This window comes from Methylobacterium oryzisoli, from assembly GCF_046557895.1.
GTDB lineage: Bacteria > Pseudomonadota > Alphaproteobacteria > Rhizobiales > Beijerinckiaceae > Methylobacterium > Methylobacterium oryzisoli.
Window position 1 is genome coordinate 36768 of sequence record NZ_JBKIBX010000007.1, and the last position, 17816, is coordinate 54583.

The 17816-nt window shown below is 69.9% G+C and carries 18 protein-coding genes and 2 tRNA genes; 13 read left to right on the plus strand and 7 right to left on the minus strand.

Features of this window, described 5'->3' with window-relative positions; translation table 11 throughout:
* Positions 1–214: 214 nt before the first annotated feature.
* Positions 215–1255 (plus strand): class I SAM-dependent methyltransferase, encoded by a 1041-nt coding sequence (locus tag ACKUB9_RS09055; RefSeq protein ID WP_407520941.1) that lies wholly within the window; start codon positions 215–217, stop codon positions 1253–1255.
* A 310-nt stretch (positions 1256–1565) separates the two neighbouring features.
* Here ACKUB9_RS09055 and ACKUB9_RS09060 read toward each other — a convergent pair whose 3' ends face one another.
* Both ACKUB9_RS09060 and ACKUB9_RS09065 read right to left on the minus strand, forming a co-directional pair.
* On the minus strand, positions 1566–2240 hold the full coding sequence (locus ACKUB9_RS09060; protein ID WP_407520943.1) for a class I SAM-dependent methyltransferase: 675 nt from the start codon (positions 2238–2240) through the stop codon (positions 1566–1568).
* A complete protein-coding gene (locus tag ACKUB9_RS09065) occupies positions 2237–3373 on the minus strand; it encodes a glycosyltransferase (protein ID WP_407520945.1) in 1137 nt (378 codons plus the stop codon). Before ACKUB9_RS09065 ends, ACKUB9_RS09060 begins: the two co-directional genes overlap by 4 nt.
* Before the next feature lie 160 nt (positions 3374–3533).
* On the opposite strand from ACKUB9_RS09065, the gene ACKUB9_RS09070 reads away from it, so the two are divergent.
* The gene (locus tag ACKUB9_RS09070; RefSeq protein WP_407520947.1) at positions 3534–4709 is read left to right on the plus strand and encodes a DNA topoisomerase IB; all 1176 of its coding nucleotides are present in this window, start codon (positions 3534–3536) and stop codon (positions 4707–4709) included.
* Between the two features lie 173 nt (positions 4710–4882).
* On the opposite strand, the gene ACKUB9_RS09075 is transcribed toward ACKUB9_RS09070, so the two are convergent.
* A complete protein-coding gene (locus ACKUB9_RS09075; RefSeq protein ID WP_407520949.1) occupies positions 4883–5560 on the minus strand; it encodes a response regulator transcription factor in 678 nt (225 codons plus the stop codon).
* Between the two features lie 357 nt (positions 5561–5917).
* The gene (locus ACKUB9_RS09080) at positions 5918–6820 is read right to left on the minus strand and encodes a GGDEF domain-containing protein (protein ID WP_407521236.1); all 903 of its coding nucleotides are present in this window, start codon (positions 6818–6820) and stop codon (positions 5918–5920) included.
* 341 nt (positions 6821–7161) lie between these two features.
* Between ACKUB9_RS09080 and ACKUB9_RS09085 the strand changes: the two genes are divergently transcribed.
* Positions 7162–7341 carry a hypothetical protein gene (locus tag ACKUB9_RS09085; RefSeq protein WP_407520951.1) on the plus strand — a complete coding sequence of 60 codons (180 nt, stop codon included), beginning with the start codon at positions 7162–7164 and terminating at the stop codon, positions 7339–7341.
* 124 nt (positions 7342–7465) lie between these two features.
* On the opposite strand, the gene ACKUB9_RS09090 is transcribed toward ACKUB9_RS09085, so the two are convergent.
* The 3 genes from ACKUB9_RS09090 to ACKUB9_RS09100 all read right to left on the minus strand — a co-directional run bounded on the left by ACKUB9_RS09090 (position 7466) and on the right by ACKUB9_RS09100 (position 10770).
* A complete protein-coding gene (locus tag ACKUB9_RS09090) occupies positions 7466–9403 on the minus strand; it encodes an autotransporter domain-containing protein (RefSeq protein WP_407520953.1) in 1938 nt (645 codons plus the stop codon).
* Positions 9404–9511: 108 nt separating this feature from the next.
* Positions 9512–10399 (minus strand): helix-turn-helix transcriptional regulator, encoded by an 888-nt coding sequence (locus ACKUB9_RS09095; RefSeq protein ID WP_407520955.1) that lies wholly within the window; start codon positions 10397–10399, stop codon positions 9512–9514.
* A 295-nt stretch (positions 10400–10694) separates the two neighbouring features.
* Positions 10695–10770 (minus strand) — tRNA-Val (locus ACKUB9_RS09100).
* Positions 10771–10920: 150 nt separating this feature from the next.
* Here ACKUB9_RS09100 and ACKUB9_RS09105 point away from each other — a divergent pair.
* From ACKUB9_RS09105 to ACKUB9_RS09150, 10 genes are all read left to right on the plus strand, one after another.
* A tRNA-Asp gene (locus tag ACKUB9_RS09105) sits at positions 10921–10997 on the plus strand.
* Between the two features lie 74 nt (positions 10998–11071).
* Positions 11072–11557: a CAP domain-containing protein gene (locus ACKUB9_RS09110; RefSeq protein ID WP_407520957.1), complete on the plus strand. Its 486-nt coding sequence runs from the start codon at positions 11072–11074 to the stop codon at positions 11555–11557.
* Between the two features lie 291 nt (positions 11558–11848).
* Complete coding sequence (locus ACKUB9_RS09115; protein ID WP_407520959.1) at positions 11849–12214, plus strand: NADH-quinone oxidoreductase subunit A; 366 nt, start codon at positions 11849–11851, stop codon at positions 12212–12214.
* A 41-nt stretch (positions 12215–12255) separates the two neighbouring features.
* On the plus strand, positions 12256–12843 hold the full coding sequence (locus ACKUB9_RS09120) for a NuoB/complex I 20 kDa subunit family protein (RefSeq protein ID WP_407520961.1): 588 nt from the start codon (positions 12256–12258) through the stop codon (positions 12841–12843).
* 10 nt (positions 12844–12853) lie between these two features.
* Entirely contained in the window at positions 12854–13504 is a 651-nt protein-coding gene (locus tag ACKUB9_RS09125) for an NADH-quinone oxidoreductase subunit C (RefSeq protein ID WP_407520963.1), read from the plus strand.
* Between the two features lie 7 nt (positions 13505–13511).
* Positions 13512–13949 carry a GFA family protein gene (locus ACKUB9_RS09130; protein WP_407520965.1) on the plus strand — a complete coding sequence of 146 codons (438 nt, stop codon included), beginning with the start codon at positions 13512–13514 and terminating at the stop codon, positions 13947–13949.
* Positions 13946–15136: an NADH-quinone oxidoreductase subunit D gene (locus ACKUB9_RS09135; protein ID WP_407520967.1), complete on the plus strand. Its 1191-nt coding sequence runs from the start codon at positions 13946–13948 to the stop codon at positions 15134–15136. Before ACKUB9_RS09130 ends, ACKUB9_RS09135 begins: the two co-directional genes overlap by 4 nt.
* Positions 15137–15170: 34 nt before the next feature.
* Positions 15171–16289 carry an NADH-quinone oxidoreductase subunit NuoE gene (nuoE, locus tag ACKUB9_RS09140; RefSeq protein ID WP_407520969.1) on the plus strand — a complete coding sequence of 373 codons (1119 nt, stop codon included), beginning with the start codon at positions 15171–15173 and terminating at the stop codon, positions 16287–16289.
* 9 nt (positions 16290–16298) lie between these two features.
* On the plus strand, positions 16299–17600 hold the full coding sequence (gene nuoF, locus ACKUB9_RS09145) for an NADH-quinone oxidoreductase subunit NuoF (protein WP_407520971.1): 1302 nt from the start codon (positions 16299–16301) through the stop codon (positions 17598–17600).
* 5 nt (positions 17601–17605) lie between these two features.
* Positions 17606–17815, plus strand: a complete 210-nt coding sequence (locus tag ACKUB9_RS09150) for a hypothetical protein (protein ID WP_407520973.1) — start codon at positions 17606–17608, stop codon at positions 17813–17815.
* The last annotated feature ends 1 nt before the right edge of the window (position 17816 follow it).

Below are 17816 nucleotides of genomic sequence, written 5' to 3' on the forward strand. Positions count from 1 at the left end.
GACACCGCCGCGCGCTTGTGCTGACGCGTTCTCCTCCCCACCAGCATCTGGGCGCAGCATGGTTCGTATGAACGGATCGGGGCAAAGACGCTCCAGCATGAGAGGTAGCAGATAGGGCGCATGCAGTCGGCCTTCAGGTGAGTTGCCCTATCCGTTGTCTTGACGATAAGGCCTCGATTCAGCCCTCGGATGCCGACTGGAGAGCAGCGCAGCCATGTCATATGCCATCCACAGCACGCCAACGAATATCGTTGATCACGAAGCGCTTTCGCAGCTTGTAGCGCAATGCTCTGATCCGGGCGTGCGCGCCGTGCTGGTGGGGTTCGGAGAAACTGCCAAGCATGTTATCAATTTGTGCCGCGACAATGTTGTTGCAGTTTATGATCCGAATCCCATCTTCAGGGGGGTTCATTTTCGCGGCATTCCGGTTGTAGATCTTGATCGAAAATTTGATGCCAATCTTATTCTTTCTTGCGAGTATCGTCACAATTACGGATATCTTGGGGATGTTGTGCGTCTCTATGGTTACATGAGATGGTTCTATCCTTCGCGACTTCTTTACAAGCAGACATCGGAAATCAATGTATTCGAGCAGGAGACATTATATCATGAAGTTTTTCGAAACGAGGACGAAGCCCCCGCCTCGATGATGGCAAAGGAGAAGATCCATTTCACGATGGAACTTCTCCGCCTTGGCCTAACATTTCCGGGTGACGTAATAGAATTTGGAACATGGCAAGGAGGAAGTGCTTGGTACTTCGCACGGGCGCTTAACTACTTAAAGGAATTTCGCAAATTTCATTTGGTCGACCTCTTTGAGACTCATCAGCCTGATCCCACTGCGACTATGTGCACTGATGAGATACGCGCGAGAATTACGCGGGAATATGCCAATACGGAGCTCTATGTTGGCCTCGTTTGGGATAGTGCTATCCACGAGCGCATCGGGTCGCAGCAATTTTGCTTTGCGCACGTCGATCTTGGCTATGAGGAGGTTGGCCTGGACTACCTCTGGCAGCGCCTCGCTCCTGGCGCGCCGATGGTGCTCGACAATTACGGACACCTTGCTGCGCCGACGTGGCGCTGGGACGACTTCTTCGCCGCGCGCGGCACACGTGTGACGCGACTTCCCTGGTCGGAGCAAGGCCTCGTCTTCAAACGGCCTGCGGACGCGCAGGCCGGGGAGCGCCACGAAAGCGATGGCCGGAGCCCAGGCTGGGCGGATCGGGCTCGAGCCTTGCTCGGGAAGGGATGAGAGGAGGCGCCGCGCGAGGCCTTCGGCCACTGCAGTGCTTCAACAGGCAGCTGAAGATGTCGCGTTCACGACATGCTCGACGCGCAGCGGGATGCTGGGCGCAGGGACGACGTCCTGCTGAGGGCAATTGGCCCGCACCAGATCAGGCGCCGGATCGGTAATGATCTCGACGAGTTCGTCGAGCGTGGCGGCCTCCGCGTGCAGGCCGGGATGAGATCTGCGCCCGGCTGCCGTTCCCCGAGAGTTCGGCGCTCCGACGCAGATTGCGGTACCGGACGCTTCCATCCGATGCGCTGCGGCCGACGACGCTCTACACGCAGTCCGGCGCCGCGAACCGCCACACCCCCGTGCGCTTGATCTCCGCATCCTCCAGCGCCCGCGTCACCGGCACCGCGTAGGTGGCGAGGTTGTCCAGGCGCTCCTTCGGCAGGTAGGCCCGGCCGGGATCGCCGATCAGCACCCGGGCGCCGCGGGCGTGCAGCGCCTGGAGCCAGTCGGCAACCCGGGCGGCGAGGTCGCGCTCGTAGAAGATGTCGGCGGCGAGCACGCAGTCCCAGCCCTCGTCGCGGCCGATCAGGTCCTCGCCCCTCGGCGCGACGCGGTCCGCGACGCCGTTCTGCGCGGCGTTGAGGCGGATCGCCGCGAGCGCGAAGGGGTCGAGGTCGCTCGCCACCACCGCGGCGGCCCCCGCCCGCGCCGCCGCCACCGCGACGAGGCCGGAGCCCGAGGCGAAATCGAGCACGCGGGCGCCCGCGACGGTCTCGGGCCGGTCGAGGACGTAGCGCGCCAGCGCCTGCCCGCCCGCCCAGGCGAAGGCCCAGAAGGGCGGCGGCAATCCCATCTCGCCCAGTTCCTCCTCGGTGCGGCTCCACAATTCGGTGGCCTCGTCGGCGACCATCAGGCCGATCTCCGGCGCGTGCGGCACCGGGCGCAGCCGGGTGTGGGCGCGGATGAAGGCCGCGGGGTCGCGCGCGGAGGCGCTCACGCCAGCAGGTCCGCGTGGACGCGCGCCACCGCGGCGGCGACCGCCGCCTCGGTGAAGCCACCCTCAAGAATCCTGAGGCGGGCCGCCGCGCCCATCGCGGCGAGGCGGGCCGGGTCGGCGGCGAGATCCGCCATCGCCCGGGCGAGCGCCGCCGGGTCGTCGGAGGGCACCACGCGGCCCTCGATCCCGTCGCGCACGAGCGTGCGGCAGCCCGGCACGTCGGTGGTGAGGAGGGCCCGGCCGCAGGCGGCGGCCTCCAGCAGGGCACGCGGCAGGCCCTCGCCGCCGCGCGAGGGCAGGCAGGCGGCCTGCGCCGCCGCGAGCGCGCCCGCCACGTCCGCGGTCGCCCCGTGCCACGTCACCCCGTCGCGCGACCAGTCCCGCAGGGTCGCCTCGGGGATCGCGCGCCGGTTCGACGGGTCGGGGGCGCCGTGGAGGGCGAGGTCGACCGAAACACCCTGCGCGCGGGCGAGGCGCACGGCCTCGACCGCGGTGTCGACGCCCTTCGACCACAGCATCCGGGCGACGAGGGCGATGCGCAGCGGCGGCAGCGGCGGCAGCGGCGCGGGCACCCACACGGCGGGGTCGATCCCGGCCCCGCCCACCACGGTGACGCGGGTCTCCGCCGGATCGAGGCCGAGGAGCGCGGCATCGTCCGGGTTCTCGAACAGGTAGCGGGTCTGGGCGGTCTCCAGCGGGCCGCGGATCAGGCGGCGCAGGGCGGCGCGCGCCACGCGCCCGCCGCGATCCTGCCGGGCGCCGACGAGGCCGAGACCCGTGAGCGCGTAGACCCGCCGCGGAATGCCGGCGAGCGCGGCGGCCGCGCCCCCGACCAGGATGCCGCGCAGCGCGATGCAATGGACGAGGTCGGCCCGCAGGGCCTTGAGGATCGCGGCGAGCTGCCCGGTGGCGTAGCCGGCGCTCATCGGGTTGAGGCTCGACCGCTCGGCCTCCAGCGCCACCACGCGGGCGCCCGTCGCCGCGATGGCCTCCCGGTGCGCGCGCACCCGCGTCACCACCGCGACCGCGTGGCCGGCCGCCACGGCGGCGCGGGCCATCGGCAGGAAGTGGGAGGCGAAGAACCAATCCTCCGTGACGACGAACGCGATGGTCTTCTGCCCGGGCTGCGCCACGCCGGTCTCCTCTGCGGTCCCACGGTTCCCTCAACACCATTTCGGGCCCGCGTTCCACGGGGCGGGCGCGAGAAACGCCGGCGGGCCGCGCCGGAACCCGCCCCGGCAGCTTCCGGTTGAGGGACACCGGCCGTGCGTGCGCCGGGAGAGGTCAGTGCCGATGCTGTCGGAGCCCGAGAAGGCCGAGAACGTTGCCGAGCCCCGCGTCGAGATCCGCGATGCCGCCCGCGAGGCGGGCCTGCGCTACGTGAGCGACGAGGAGCCCGGCTACCGGCGCAAGCGCAGCGGCCGGGGCTTCCGATACCTCGACGCGTCCGGCAAGGCGGTGACCGACCAGGCGGTGCTCGACCGTATCCGCGGCCTCGCGATCCCGCCCGCCTACACGGACGTGTGGATCTGCCGTTACGCCAACGGGCACATCCAGGCCACCGGCCGCGACGACAAGGGCCGCAAGCAGTACCGCTACCACCCGGATTTCCGGGAGGCGCGCGAGAGCACCAAGTTCGTCCACATGCTGGACTTCGCGGAGGCGCTGCCGGCCCTGCGCCGCACGGTGCAGGAGCACATGGGCCGCCGCGGCCTGCCGCGCGAGAAGGTGCTGGCGACGTTGGTCCACCTCTTGGAGGCCACGCTGATCCGGGTCGGCAACGACGATTACGCGCGCCAGAACCGCAGCTACGGCCTCACCACGCTACGCGATCCCCACGTGCAGGTGGAGGGCGCGGACCTGAAGTTCCGGTTCAAGGGCAAGAGCGGCAAGGTCTGGCAGCTCTCGCTGCGCGACCGGCGCGTGGCCAAGATCGTCAAGGCCTGCCAGGACCTGCCCGGACAGGAACTCTTCCAGTACCTCGACGAGGAGGGCGTGCAGCGCGACGTCACCTCGGCCAACGTGAACGCCTACCTGCGCGAGATCTCCGGCCGCGACATCACGGCCAAGGATTTCCGCACGTGGTCGGGCACGGTTCTGGCCGCACTGGCCCTGCGCGAGTTCGAGGCCGTCGACAGCGAGGCCGCGGCCAAGAAGAACGTCCGGGCCGCCATCGAGCGGGTGGCCGAGCGGCTCGGCAACACCCCGACGATCTGCCGCAAGTGCTACATCCACCCGGAGATCCTGGACTGCTACCTCGCGGGCGAGCTGCTGCTGCAGGTGCGCGAGGAGGTGCAGGCGGAGCTGCGCGACGAGATCAGCCGCCTGCGGCCGGAGGAGACGGCCGTGCTCGCGCTGCTGCACGCGCGCCTCGCCGCGGAGAAGGAGCCGGCACGCCCGGCCAAGGAGACCGGACGCAGCCGCAAGTCCGGCGGCGAGCGGCCGGCACGGGTGCGCCGCGCCGCCTGACCGAATCGCGTCGCCCGTTGGGCGAGCCGCGGGACGGCTTCATCGTTCACTGGGAGTCGGGTCCGGTCCATGCGGGTCGGTCCCGGCTCCCGCGCGGGCGGGACGAGGCCGGCGCGGCAGCCTGAGCGGTATCGGGCTGCGCGGCCGGCGGGGCTCGCGTCCACCGCCCTCAGTCAATGCGGCGTCGCCGCGTGGCCGGCAAGGCGGAGGCCCCGCGCCCCGCCGCCCGAGCGTTGCGCGGTCGCATCGCCCTCGTAGACCGGGGCGAGACCCATCTGCCGCGCGAGCTGGACCAGATCCTTGAGGCGGCCGGTCTTGGTCTTGCGGCGCAGGTTGAGGCGGTGCGTCTCGACCGTGCGCACGCTCACCGTGAGGCGGCGGGCCACCTCCTTGTTGCTGAATCCCGCGCTGAGGAAGCGCAGCACCTCCGCCTCGCGGGGGGTGAGCCCGAGATCCGCCGCCGCGTCCGTCCCGGCCTGCACGCCGCCCTGGAGCGCAGCGCCGCCGGCCAGCGCCAGGATCGCCGCGCAGACGTCGCGCGGGGCCGCCGAGCGGGCCACGAAGGCGTCGGCGCCGGCCTGGGCGAGGTCGATCAGGGCCTGGGCGTCCGCAGCCAGGAAGGCGACCAGCACCTTGAGGCCCGGATGGCGCTCCCGCAGGGCCGCCACCGCTGCGGCGCCGCGTTCCGGCGTGAACACCAGGGCCACGCCCTCCAGGGCCGCGCCGCCCGGGCCGCGCAGGTCGTCCTCCCCGACCGTGCGGAGCGCGGGTGTGTGCTCCAAGGTGGCCCGGAATACCGCCCCGAGATCCGGGGGCTCGTCGATGATCAGCACTCTGACGGCGTCACTCATGCCGTTGCCTCCGTCCCGGCGCGGCACACGCGCCCTGGTTGACGGAGTGTGAGGATCAAGCCGCGTTCCAACCGCAGCCGTGCCATCCCGGGAGCCCGCTGGCTGGTGAGCTAAGTCACCACGTCGCAAAGAAAATTTTCGCCAGCTGATCGGGCGTGGCATGGGCCGGCGCGCCGGTCCGGAGGGTCAACGCTGCGCCGGGTGCGAGACTCGCACTGGTTGCAGGGTCAGACCCGTGCCGGAACGGGACGGCCGCGACCGGCACGCCATGCTCCTGATCCGGAGGATCCGATGCCTCATCGAGCGCACGCGCCGCGCGCTCGCGCCGAGCCGGCGCCCGCCTCGGGGCAGGGCGTGCTACCCGGCCCGGGCCAGGATGAGGTCGGTGGCGGCGGATACCACGCGGTCGCGCCCCCCCGCCTTCGCCTCGTAGAGGGCGATGTCGGCCCGCTTGAGCAGGCTGCCGACGGTCTCGCCTTCCGACCACGTGCTGACGCCGAAGCTGCAGGTGAGCGTCACCGGGCCGCGCGTGCCCCGCAGGCGGATCTGCGCGCAGCGCAGGCGCAGCCCGTTGGCGACCTTCTCGGCCTCCTCCAGCGTGCGCCCCGGCAGGGCGATCGCGAACTCCTCGCCGCCCGTGCGCCCGACCGCCGCGTCGGGAGTCTCGGCCAGGAGGCGGGAGATGCCCTGGATGGCCGTGTCGCCGACGTCGTGTCCGTGCTCGTCGTTGATGCGCTTGAAGTGATCGACGTCGGCGACCACCAGCGAGAGGCGTCCGTGGTCGCCGGCCCGGTCCGCCATCTCGGTGATGCGCTGCAGGAAGGCACGGCGGTTGAGCAGGCCCGAGAGCGCGTCGGTCTCGGCGAGGCGGATCAGCTCGCGCTGCATCTCGGTCATGCGCTCGGCGGCGCGCAGGCGCGCGTAGAGCTCCTCGGCACCCGGCGGCTTGTCGATGAAATCGTCCGAGCCGCTGTCCAGCGCCTCGGCGAGGTTCCGGGCGTTGCGGGCCGACGACATGGCGATGATGTAGAGCGGGCGGTGCGCCTCCGCGAGGAGGCGGGCCGACCAGCACAGCTCCAGACCGCTCATCGGGCGCACTTCCAGGCTGGTGATCAGGGCGGTCACCGAGACGTTGGCCGTGACGAAGTCGAGGGCCTCGCGCGAATCCGTGAAGGTGTCCACCACGTGCCCGCGCGGCACGAGGAGGGAGCTGATCACTTTCAGGACGACGCGGCTCGGGTCGACGACGACGATGTGCATGACGGCCTCGGACAGGAGCCCGGTCGGGCACCCGGTGCCGGTCATCCGGCCCGGGAACATCTTCCATGCGGCCATCCTCCCGCGCGCCGCTTAACACCGTCTCAAGAGCGCGCACCGGCGGTCCCGCTGGGGATTCGGCCGACAGCGCTTGGTGGCCGTTGGAGCCGCACGAGTTCGCGGCTGCATCGCCAGTCCCGGCCCGCGATTCGTGAGTCTCGGGCGTGAATCCTGGGGATGATTCGCGCTGCTGCGGCCTCGATCAACAAGATGTTGCGAGTTCGCCAGAGTCTCGGTGCCGCGATGCTCTACCATGCCGCACCATGAAGACCATGGAGGCGGCTATGGAATTCTTCATCGAGGAAGAGCGGAGGGGCCAGTGGGGGTGGCGTCTGCTCGGCCGGACCGGCTCGACCTTGTTCCGGTCCGACAACACCTTTGCGTCGCCGCTCCAGGCCAGGGCTGCCGCGATGGCGTTCGCGCGTTCGGTGATCGAGGCGGCCCGCCGGGCGGCCTCGGGGTAGGGGCCGCGTTCGACGGCCGCCCCTGCCACGGCGCCCGCCGTGGCACGACCGAGCGGTGGCGGTGACGGTCGCGAAGGAGGCCCGGCTGCGGGGAGCCGGGCCGGTGTGATCGGGGCGGCCGGAATCAGAACCGGTATCTCAGCCCGGCGCTGACCGTGTGGTCGTCGCCTCCCGTCCGGGCGAAGCTGGTCGACCCGGTCAGGATGCCGCTGAGGCCGTTGCCGAGATCCAGATCGAGCCCGCCGGCCACGCGGCCGTACACGTCGTCACCGCGCCTGCCGGTCTGGGTCCGGATCAGCAGGGTGGGGGCGTAGGTCTGGAACGACCCGACCGTCCGCACGCCGTCCAGAAAATCATGCTGCGCCGTGACGTTCAGGAACGGGCTGATCAAGCCGCCGAGGAGGGGGGCCACCGTGCGGATCTGGATGCCGCCGCCGGCCGTCAGGCCTTCCAGATCCTGGCGCCGGGTGCCGATGGTCAGGAGCGCGTCACCCCGTTCCCGGTAGGGATCGACGCTCACGTTGGCGTAGGCCACCTCGCCGACCGGACCGGCCTTGAACGTGCCGAAGTCGAACAGGTAGCCGACGCGCGCCGCCACCGTGACGGTGTCGCCGCTGGGCGACGCGGTCAGCCGGTCGTTGAGCACGCCCGGCCGGCTGAGGCCGTAGGTGTTGCCGCCGTAGGTCACGGCGGCGTCGGCGAAGACGTTGGGGAACGACAGCGAGGCGAAGCCGGCGCCCTGGAAGCTGTCCATGTCGATCCGGCCGTTGCTCAGGCCGCGCAGGTCGACGCTGGTGGTCAGGTAGTTGAAGGCGGCGCCGAGCACGAGATTCGGGGTCGCTTGGTAGAGCACGCCCGCCGTGACGCCGCCGAAATCGGCCCCGAAGGGGGTGCCGACGCTGCCGGTTCCGGCCCGGTTCTGGGCGGTGCGGTCGATGCCCACGTAGGTGCCGAGGGCGAACACGGAGAACGGGCTGCCGGGCTGGATCGGGATCGTCACGGGCGAGGGCGCGCGGCTCGGCAGGTCCGCCGTGAAGGCGGACGGCACCGACAGGGCCATGTTGCGCCGCCGCTCGGCGCTGAGGAAATCGATGAGGGTCGAGGAGAAGGCGAGGCCGGCGGCCTGGCCCAGATCCGCCTGCGGCCCGAGGGTCAGGGGCGCGTTGAGCTGGTTGGCGATGAACTGCGCGATGTAAGTGTTGGTGCGGCCGGTGAGGTGCACACCGTCCACGGAGATGTACCGGTTCTCGGCCGCCCCGCCGTTCAGGTAGCCGATCGGCGCGCAGGCCGGATCGGCGCTGCAATTGCCCGTGGCCGCCTGCGGGCTGTAGCCGAACGCGGTCGGGTCGGCGCGGAAGCGGTTCAGGAGGCTGTCGACGTCGAAGTAGTGCACGTTGACGCCGCTCGCCGCGATCGGGGCGAGCAGGGTCGGCAGCTGCGCGTTGAAGGACGCCGCGAGATCGCGGTTGTTGCCCCGGAAGGTCTGCTGATTGAGCACGAGGAGTTCGCGGGCGCCGAGGCCGACGAGCCGGTTCAGCGCCGTGACGTTGTTGGCCAGGATGGCCGACACCGCGTCGGCCCGCGCCTGTGCGCTCGCGGCGACCGGAATGGAGGTCAGGTCGTTGTAGCCGATCCAGAGCAGGCCGATGTCGCGCGGGCCGAAGCGGCCGGTGCGCGCCGTGAACTGGTCGATCTGGTCGGGGACGCCCCAGGGAAAGGCCGGCGAGGCGAAGGGGTTGGGCGGCAGCGGGGTCGAGCGCGAGCCGCCGACCGCGTAATCGTTGGCGGCCACGTACGGCGCGCCGATGAGGGCGGGCAGGGCCTCGTAGTAGGTCGGTGCGTTCGACCAGCGGCCGCCCTCGTACAGGCGCGTGCCGCGCTGCGCGTCGAGGCTTCCGGTCGGACTGTAGCCGTTCGTCTCGCGCGGAATCCGCCCGTTGTCGGTGAGGCTGTCACCGAATCCGAACAGACCGGAGTAATAGCCCGATTGCGCCCAGCTGCTGCCGGTGCCGAACGCGAACAGACTTGCCGAGAGCAGGAGCGCCTTGGTTGCCGATTTCATCCCTAGTCCCCGTTCTTTTGGAGACTGACGGATTTAACTGGCTCGCGGGCGACTCGCTTTTCGGAACGGGAACGGATGTTGAAATCCGGAACGCGTCGATGGCCGCGATCAGCGCGAGCGTGTCCGTCTGTGGCGAAAATGCGACGGCGGGACCCCGAGGACTTTCCTGAAGGTGGCCGACATCTGGCTGTGGTCTGTGAAGCCCGACGCCTGGGCGACCTCGCTCAGCGGGAGGTCGCCCCTCTCGATCAGGGATCGTGCCAGAGCCACCCGGCGCTCGATGATGAAGCGATGGGGCGAGAGCCCCGTCGAGACCCGAAAGGCATGGCAGAAGTACCGCGTGCTGATGCCGAGTGCCGACGCCAGATCGACGAGGCTCGGCCGCGCCGTCAGGCGGGCATCGATCAGATCGATGACCAGGCTCAGCTGTGCACGGGACAACCCGCCTCGCGATCTGCCGGCGTCGAAGGCTGGCGACGGCACGCGCAGCGCGTGCTGAACGATGGCCAGCACGACGGTCTGCAGGAAGACCGAACCGTTCGGGCTCCCTCGGCGCAGGTCGGCGGCGATGCAGCCGAGCAAGTTCTGAATGATCGTATCCGTCGCGTCCGGATCCCGCTGATAGGCGAAATGGCGTTTCAGGACCGTCTCCGCGCCCATGTCGCGCGCGAAGGCGGCGGCGACGAAGCCCGGGGAGACGATGAGGTGCTGGCCGCGTCCGCGCCCCTCCCAGGCGCCGCTCAGATGGTCGCCGGGTGCGCTGATCGCGGCGCTGGGCGGGACGGGCCGAAAGGACGCCTTCGGTGATCCGAGGCGTTGGCGGAGGGAGTCGAGATGGGAGGCGACGTGCAGGCGCGCCGTGACCACGTCCCACGTCCCGCCCGGGCCGTATTCCAGTTCGCGGAACTCCCATTCCGGTTCCTCGTGGCGCAGCTGGACCACCGGGGGAGTCGCGAAACGATCCCAGGCGTCCGCAGGGCGGACGATGCTCGCCATGAAGGTGCCCTCCCGAGGAATGACCTTGTCGTTATGTCGGGCCGGCCCGGTTCGGATCCCGCAGGCGGCCACCGTGCGGTCCCTGGCTGCGCCGGACGCCGGCGAGGGCCGGGAGCGACGGCGATTCCGGTATCGCCCGTCGGCCGATGCAGCGCGCGCCCCGGTTCGCCTGCGAGACCGGCTGCGACGCGGTAACCCGTGGCGCCTCCGGCAGGCCGGGTCGGAGGGCGTCCGGGTCGTTTCCGGGAGGCTGGGACCGAGGTCCGGCGGGAATCCGCCAAGGCCTCGCAGAACTTGGTGGGCGGTGACGGGCTCGAACCGCCGACCCTCTCGGTGTAAACGAGATGCTCTACCAACTGAGCTAACCGCCCGCGGGCCGTATGCGTAAGGGCGCACTTCCGGGAGCGCAAGAGCCGGGGCGAAGGCGGTCGCCCGGGGTTTCGCATTTGCGCTCCGAGCCTGCTTGACAGGGTAGGGCCGGCCCCATACACCGCCGCCATCGCAGCAACGCGATGCGCCACGCGGGCGTAGCTCAGTTGGTTAGAGTGCCGGCCTGTCACGCCGGAGGTCGCGGGTTCGAGCCCCGTCGCCCGCGCCATCATCCCGAAATCTTCACAATCTGCATCTTAAGCGAGGCCGGCCCGATCGTCCGCGGGTCCCGGATCACGACTCATGCCGCGCCTGCGCCTCGCCCTCCTCGCCGTCAGCCTGACCCTCGCCGGATGCAGCGGTTCGGCTTTGCTGCCCGCGCCCGATGCGGTGACGAGCCCCGTCATCCTCGACGAGGCCGCCGCGGCCGCCGCGATCTCGCGCTACCGGGCGAGCCACGGTCTGGGGCCGGTGGTGATCGACTCCTCGCTGATCCGCGCTGCCTCGCTGCAGGCGCAGGCCAATGCCAGGTCCGGCCGGCTCTCGCACGAGGCCGCCGGCAGCTTCGACGCGCGGCTCGCCCGGGCCGGCTTTGCGGGGCGCTACGCGGCCGAGAATCTCAGCGCCGGCTCGACCACCTTCGACGATGTGCTGCGCCGCTGGCAGGCCTCGCCCGAGCACAACCGCAACATGCTGATGCCGAAGGTCCGCCGGATCGGCATCGCCCGCGTCGACGCGCCGGACACCCGCTACAAACGCTACTGGGCGCTGATCCTGTCGGATTCCTGATCCCAGTTCCGAGACCCGCGACCTCGCCCGTGCGGCCAAATCGACCCGGAAGGGGAGGGGGCTGCGACGAAACTCGCCATCCGGGCGGGCCTTCGCCCGGTTGTGACCGGGCGCCGGGCGTCTATCTAGGTGGGAGCGTTCGCGGTTTGTGCGGTGCGAACGCCCCTTGTTTCGGCATACCCGCTCGTTTAAGCCTCGCGCCAATCTCCGGGCCTTGGAACCGTTCCGAATGACGGGCCGAGCCGGCCGGGCCGCGTGCCTGCGCCGCCCCACGACCATTGAGGGCTCTCGATGAACGGTCTCCTCGCGGACTACCTGCCCCTCGTGATCTTCATCGGCGTGTCGGTGGTGATCGCGCTGGCGCTGCTCGTCGCACCCTTCCTCGTCGCCTACAACAGCCCCGATCCGGAAAAACTGTCGGCCTACGAGTGCGGCTTCAACGCCTTCGACGACGCGCGCATGAAGTTCGACGTGCGCTTCTACCTCGTCGCCATCCTGTTCATCATCTTCGACCTCGAGGTCGCGTTCCTGTTTCCCTGGGCGATCACGTTCGGGGACCTCGGCTGGTTCGGCTTCTGGTCGATGATGATCTTCCTCGGCGTACTGACGGTCGGCTTCGTCTACGAGTGGCGCAAGGGCGCCCTCGAATGGGACTGACGCGCCGCCGCCCCGCCGCCTCCTGAAGAGATCCGGACCCCATGGCCCTCGACACCCCGCTCTCCCGCGCCCCCGCGATCGCACCCGCCCCGAAGGGCATCCTCGATCCGGCGACCGGCCTGCCGGTGGGCGCCACCGATCCGACCTTCCTGTCGATCAGCGACGAACTGGCCGATCGCGGCTTCCTGCTCACCACTGCGGACGACCTCATCACCTGGGCGCGCACCGGCTCGCTCATGTGGATGACCTTCGGCCTCGCCTGCTGCGCGGTCGAGATGATGCAGATGTCGATGCCGCGCTACGACGCCGAGCGCTTCGGCTTCGCGCCGCGCGCCTCACCGCGCCAGTCGGACGTGATGATCGTCGCCGGCACGCTCACCAACAAGATGGCGCCCGCGCTGCGCAAGGTCTACGACCAGATGCCGGAGCCGCGCTACGTCATCTCGATGGGCTCCTGCGCCAACGGCGGCGGCTACTACCACTACTCCTACTCGGTGGTGCGTGGCTGCGACCGCGTGGTGCCGGTGGACATCTACGTGCCGGGTTGCCCGCCGAGCGCCGAGGCGCTGCTCTACGGCGTGCTGCTGCTGCAGAAGAAGATCCGCCGGACCGGCACGATCGAGCGCTGAAGGCGAACCGATGACCAACGGCATCACGATCCGGCCCCACACCGAGGCCGCGCACGGTCCCGGGGCGCTTCAGGCCCTGAGCGACCGGCTGGCCGAGGCGCTCGGCCCGGCGTTGACCGACCGGGTGATCGCCTTCGACGAGCTGACGCTGATCGTCGAGCCCGGCGAGATCGTGCGGGTGCTCACCCACCTGCGCGACGAGCCGTCCTGCGCCTTCCGCTCCTTCATCGACATCTGCGGGGCGGATTACCCGGGCCGGGCCAAGCGCTTCGACGTCGTCTACCACCTGCTCTCGCTGCGCCATAACCAGCGCATCCGCGTGAAGGTGCAGACCGACGAGGCGACCCCGGTGCCGTCCGTGATCCCGGTCTTCCCGGCGGCCAACTGGTACGAGCGCGAAACCTACGACCTCTACGGGATTCTGTTCTCGGGCCATCCGGACCTGCGCCGGCTGCTCACCGATTACGGCTTCGAGGGCCACCCCCTGCGCAAGGACTTCCCCCTCACCGGCTTCGTCGAGGTCCGCTACGACCAGGACGAGGCGCGGGTGGTCTACGAGCCGGTCAAGCTCACGCAGGAGTTCCGCAACTTCGACTTCCTCTCGCCCTGGGAGGGCACGGATTACGTGCTGCCCGGCGACGAGAAGGCGAAGGGAGCGTGAGTCGGCCATGACTGCGCCCGACGCCCTGTCCGGACGGTGCCTCTGCGGCGCGGTGCGTTTCACCGTGCAGCCCAAGCATAGGGAGATGGACGTCTGCCACTGCGGCATGTGCCGCCGCTGGTCGGGCGGGGCGCTGATGTCGGTGGAATGCGTGCCCGGCATCACCATCGACGATGAGGCGAAGCTCGGGCTCTACGGCTCCTCCGACCACGGTGAGCGGGGATTCTGCCGGATCTGCGGCAGCTCCCTGTTCTGGCGCATGCGCGACGGCTCGCTCCTGACCGTCTCGGCCCAGGCGTTCGACGACCCCGCGCAGTTCACCTTCGCCACCGAGATCTTCATCGACGACAAGCCCCCGAACTACGCTTTCGCGGGTTCCACCGTGAAGAAGACCGGCGCCGAGATCGCCGCCATGTTCCCCGGGCTGACGGAACCCTCCGCATGACCGAGCACTCCATCCGCAACTTCTCGATCAATTTCGGGCCGCAGCACCCGGCAGCGCACGGCGTGCTGCGCCTCGTGCTGGAACTCGACGGCGAGATCGTCGAGCGGGTCGACCCGCATATCGGGCTCCTGCACCGCGGCACCGAGAAGCTGATCGAGTACAAGACCTACCTGCAGACCACGCCCTACTTCGACCGGCTCGACTACGTCGCGCCGATGAACCAGGAGCACGCCTTCTGCCTCGCGGTGGAAAAACTGCTCGGGATCGAGGTGCCGCGGCGCGCCAAGCTGATCCGCACCCTGTTCTGCGAGATCGGGCGGCTGCTCTCGCACCTCCTCAACGTGACCACGCAGGCGATGGACGTCGGCGCGCTCACGCCCCCGCTCTGGGGGTTCGAGGAGCGCGAGAAGCTGATGATCTTCTACGAGCGCGCGAGCGGCGCGCGGCTCCACGCCAATTATTTCCGGCCGGGCGGCGTCCACCAGGACCTGCCGCCGGGCCTCCTCGACGACATCGAGGCGTTCTGCGACCCGTTCCTGAAGGTGGTCGACGACCTCGACAGCCTCGTGATGGGCAACCGCATCTTCAAGCAGCGCAACGTCGACATCGGCATCGTCAGCGTGGACGAGGCGATGGCCTGGGGCTTCTCGGGCGTGATGGTGCGCGGCTCCGGCCTCCCGTGGGACCTGCGCAAGGCGCAGCCCTACGAGGCCTACGAGGAGATGGAGTTCGACATCCCGGTGGGGAAGAACGGCGACACCTACGATCGCCAGGTCATCCGCATGGAGGAGATGCGCCAGTCCGTGCGCATCATGAAGCAGTGCCTCGCCAAGCTGCGCGAGCCGGCCGGCCAGGGCCCGATCGCCACGCAGGACGGCAAGGTGGCGCCGCCCTCCCGGCGCGAGATGAAGCGCTCGATGGAGGCGCTCATCCACCACTTCAAGCTCTACACCGAAGGCTTCCACGTGCCGGCGGGCGAGGTCTACGCCGCCGTCGAAGCGCCCAAGGGCGAGTTCGGCGTCTACCTGGTCGCGGACGGCACCAACAAGCCGTACCGCTGCAAGATCCGCGCGCCGGGCTTCGCGCACCTGCAGGCGATGGACTGGATGTGCCGCGGGCACATGCTGGCGGACGTGTCGTGCATCCTGGGCACCCTCGACATCGTGTTCGGCGAGGTGGACCGGTGAGACGGGCGACGAGCGGCTGAAGAGAACTGACACGATGGCAAACCGCAGACTGGCGTCCGCCGAGCAGCAGCCCGCGAACTTCGCGTTCACGCCTGAGAACGCCGAATGGGCCAAGGGCCAGATCGCCAAGTACCCCGAGGGCCGGCAGGCCTCGGCCGTGATCCCGCTCCTGTGGAAGGCTCAGGAGCAGCACGGCGGCTGGCTGCCTCGAGCCGCGATCGAGGCGGTCGCCGACCAGCTCGGCATGCCGCACATCCGCGTGCTGGAGGTCGCGACCTTCTACACGATGTTCGCCCTGGAGCCGGTCGGCCGCTACTGGATCCAGGTCTGCGGCACGGTGCCCTGCGACGTGTGCGGGGCGCGTGAGCTCAAGCAGATGCTGCACGAGCGCCTCGGCCCCCCCGGCCACGTCGATCCGACCGGCACCTTCTCGTGGCTGGAGGTCGAGTGCCTGGGCGCCTGCTGCAACGCCCCGATGGCGCAGATCAACCAAGATTACTACGAGGACCTGACCCCCGAATCCCTCGGCCGGCTCATGGATGACCTCGCGGCGGGCCGGCCGGTGAAGGTGGGCTCGCAGGTCGGGCGCACCTCGTCCGAGCCGCAGGGCGACCTGACGACCCTCACCGACGAGACGCTGTTCGACGGCTCGCGCATCGGCGCGTGGCGCAAGCGCTTCGAGGCGGAGGGGCTGCACGAGGAGGGCGCCGAGCTGCAGGCCAAGGCCGACGCCGTGGCGGCGGACGCCGCGGCCAAGCCCAAGGCCGCCAAGCCCGATTCCGGCCGCGCGACCGAGAGCCCGGCCGCTGCCGCCCCGGCGCAGCGCGCCGCCGACGGCAAGGCGCCGGTGGAGCCCGCCGAGGCGAAGGGGCAGGCCGCGCCCGAGCGCAGCACGGTCGCCGAGCCTCGCAGCGGCCCGGAGGCGCAGCCCGGGCCGCAGAGCGGTCGCTCCTACACCGAGACGCCCTCGAAGCCCGAGGAGGGCCGGCCCGTCGCCGAGACCAAGGGCTCGACCGAGGAGGCCGGCGCCGAGCCGATCGCGGGCGGGCGCACGGACGGCGCGCAGGCCAAGCCGGTCGGCGCGGATCCCGGTGACAAGGGACCGCCCGGCCCGGGATCCAAGGGTTCCTCCAAAACTTCCTCGAACCGGTAGGACGACGCCATGCTCTCCGACCAGGATCGCATCTTCACGAACCTCTACGGGCTCCACTCGCCCGGCCTCGACGGCGCCCGCAAGCGCGGCGCCTGGGACGGCACCAAGTTCCTGCTGGAACAGGGCCGCGACTGGATCATCGAGGAGATGAAGAAGTCCGGCCTGCGCGGCCGCGGCGGCGCCGGCTTCTCCACCGGCCTCAAGTGGTCGTTCATGCCCAAGAAGTCGGACGGGCGGCCGCACTACCTCGTGGTCAACGCCGACGAGTCCGAGCCCGGCACCTGCAAGGACCGGGAGATCATGCGGCACGACCCGCATCTCCTGATCGAGGGCTGCCTGCTCGCCTCCTTCGCGATGGGGGCGCACGCCGCCTACATCTACATCCGCGGCGAGTACGTGGCCGAGAAGCACGCGCTCCAGCGCGCCGTGGACGAGGCCTACGAGGCGCGCCTGATCGGCCAGGACAATGTCCACGGCTACCCGTTCGACCTCTACGTCCACCACGGCGCGGGCGCCTACATCTGCGGCGAGGAGACGGCGCTGCTGGAGAGCCTGGAGGGCAAGAAGGGGATGCCGCGGCTGAAGCCGCCCTTCCCGGCCAATATGGGCCTCTACGGCTGCCCGACGACGGTGAACAACGTCGAGTCGATCGCGGTGGCGGGCACCATCCTGCGCCGGGGCGCGGAGTGGTTCGCCGGCATCGGCCGCCCGAACAACACCGGCACCAAGCTGTTCTGCGTCTCCGGCCACGTGAACCGGCCCTGCAACGTCGAGGAGGCGCTCGGCATCCCGTTCCGCGAGCTGATCGACCGCCATTGCGGGGGCATCCGCGGCGGCTGGGACAACCTGCTCTGCGTCATCCCGGGCGGCTCGTCCGTGCCGCTGGTGCCCGCCGCGCAGATCATCGACGCGCCGATGGACTTCGACACCCTGCGCGGGCTGCAATCGGGCCTCGGCACCGCGGCCGTGATGGTGCTCGACAAGTCCACCGACATCGTCGCGGCCATCGCCCGCATCTCGTACTTCTACAAGCACGAATCCTGCGGCCAGTGCACGCCCTGCCGGGAGGGCACCGGCTGGATGTGGCGCGTGATGCTGCGCATGGCCGAGGGCCGGGCGCAGAAGCGCGAGATCGACATGCTGCTCGACGTCACCAAGCAGATCGAGGGGCACACGATCTGCGCGCTCGGCGACGCCGCGGCGTGGCCGATCCAGGGCCTCATCCGCCACTTCCGCCCCGAGATCGAGAAGCGCATCGACCGCTACAGCGCCAACCCGCACAGTGACCCCGTGCCGATGGCGGCGGAGTAGCGACGATGACCGATCAGCCGGTCAACCTGACGCTCGTGTTCCTGCGTCGGATCGACGAGAAGGTCGACCGGCTGATCGATGACGTGCGCGAATTGAAGGGGCGTGTCGCCGCCGTCGGGGAGAACCTCGTCGGGGTCCACCGCCGCATCGACAGACTTGAACTGCGGATCGACCGGATCGAGCGCCGCCTCGATCTCGCCGACGCCCACCCTTGAG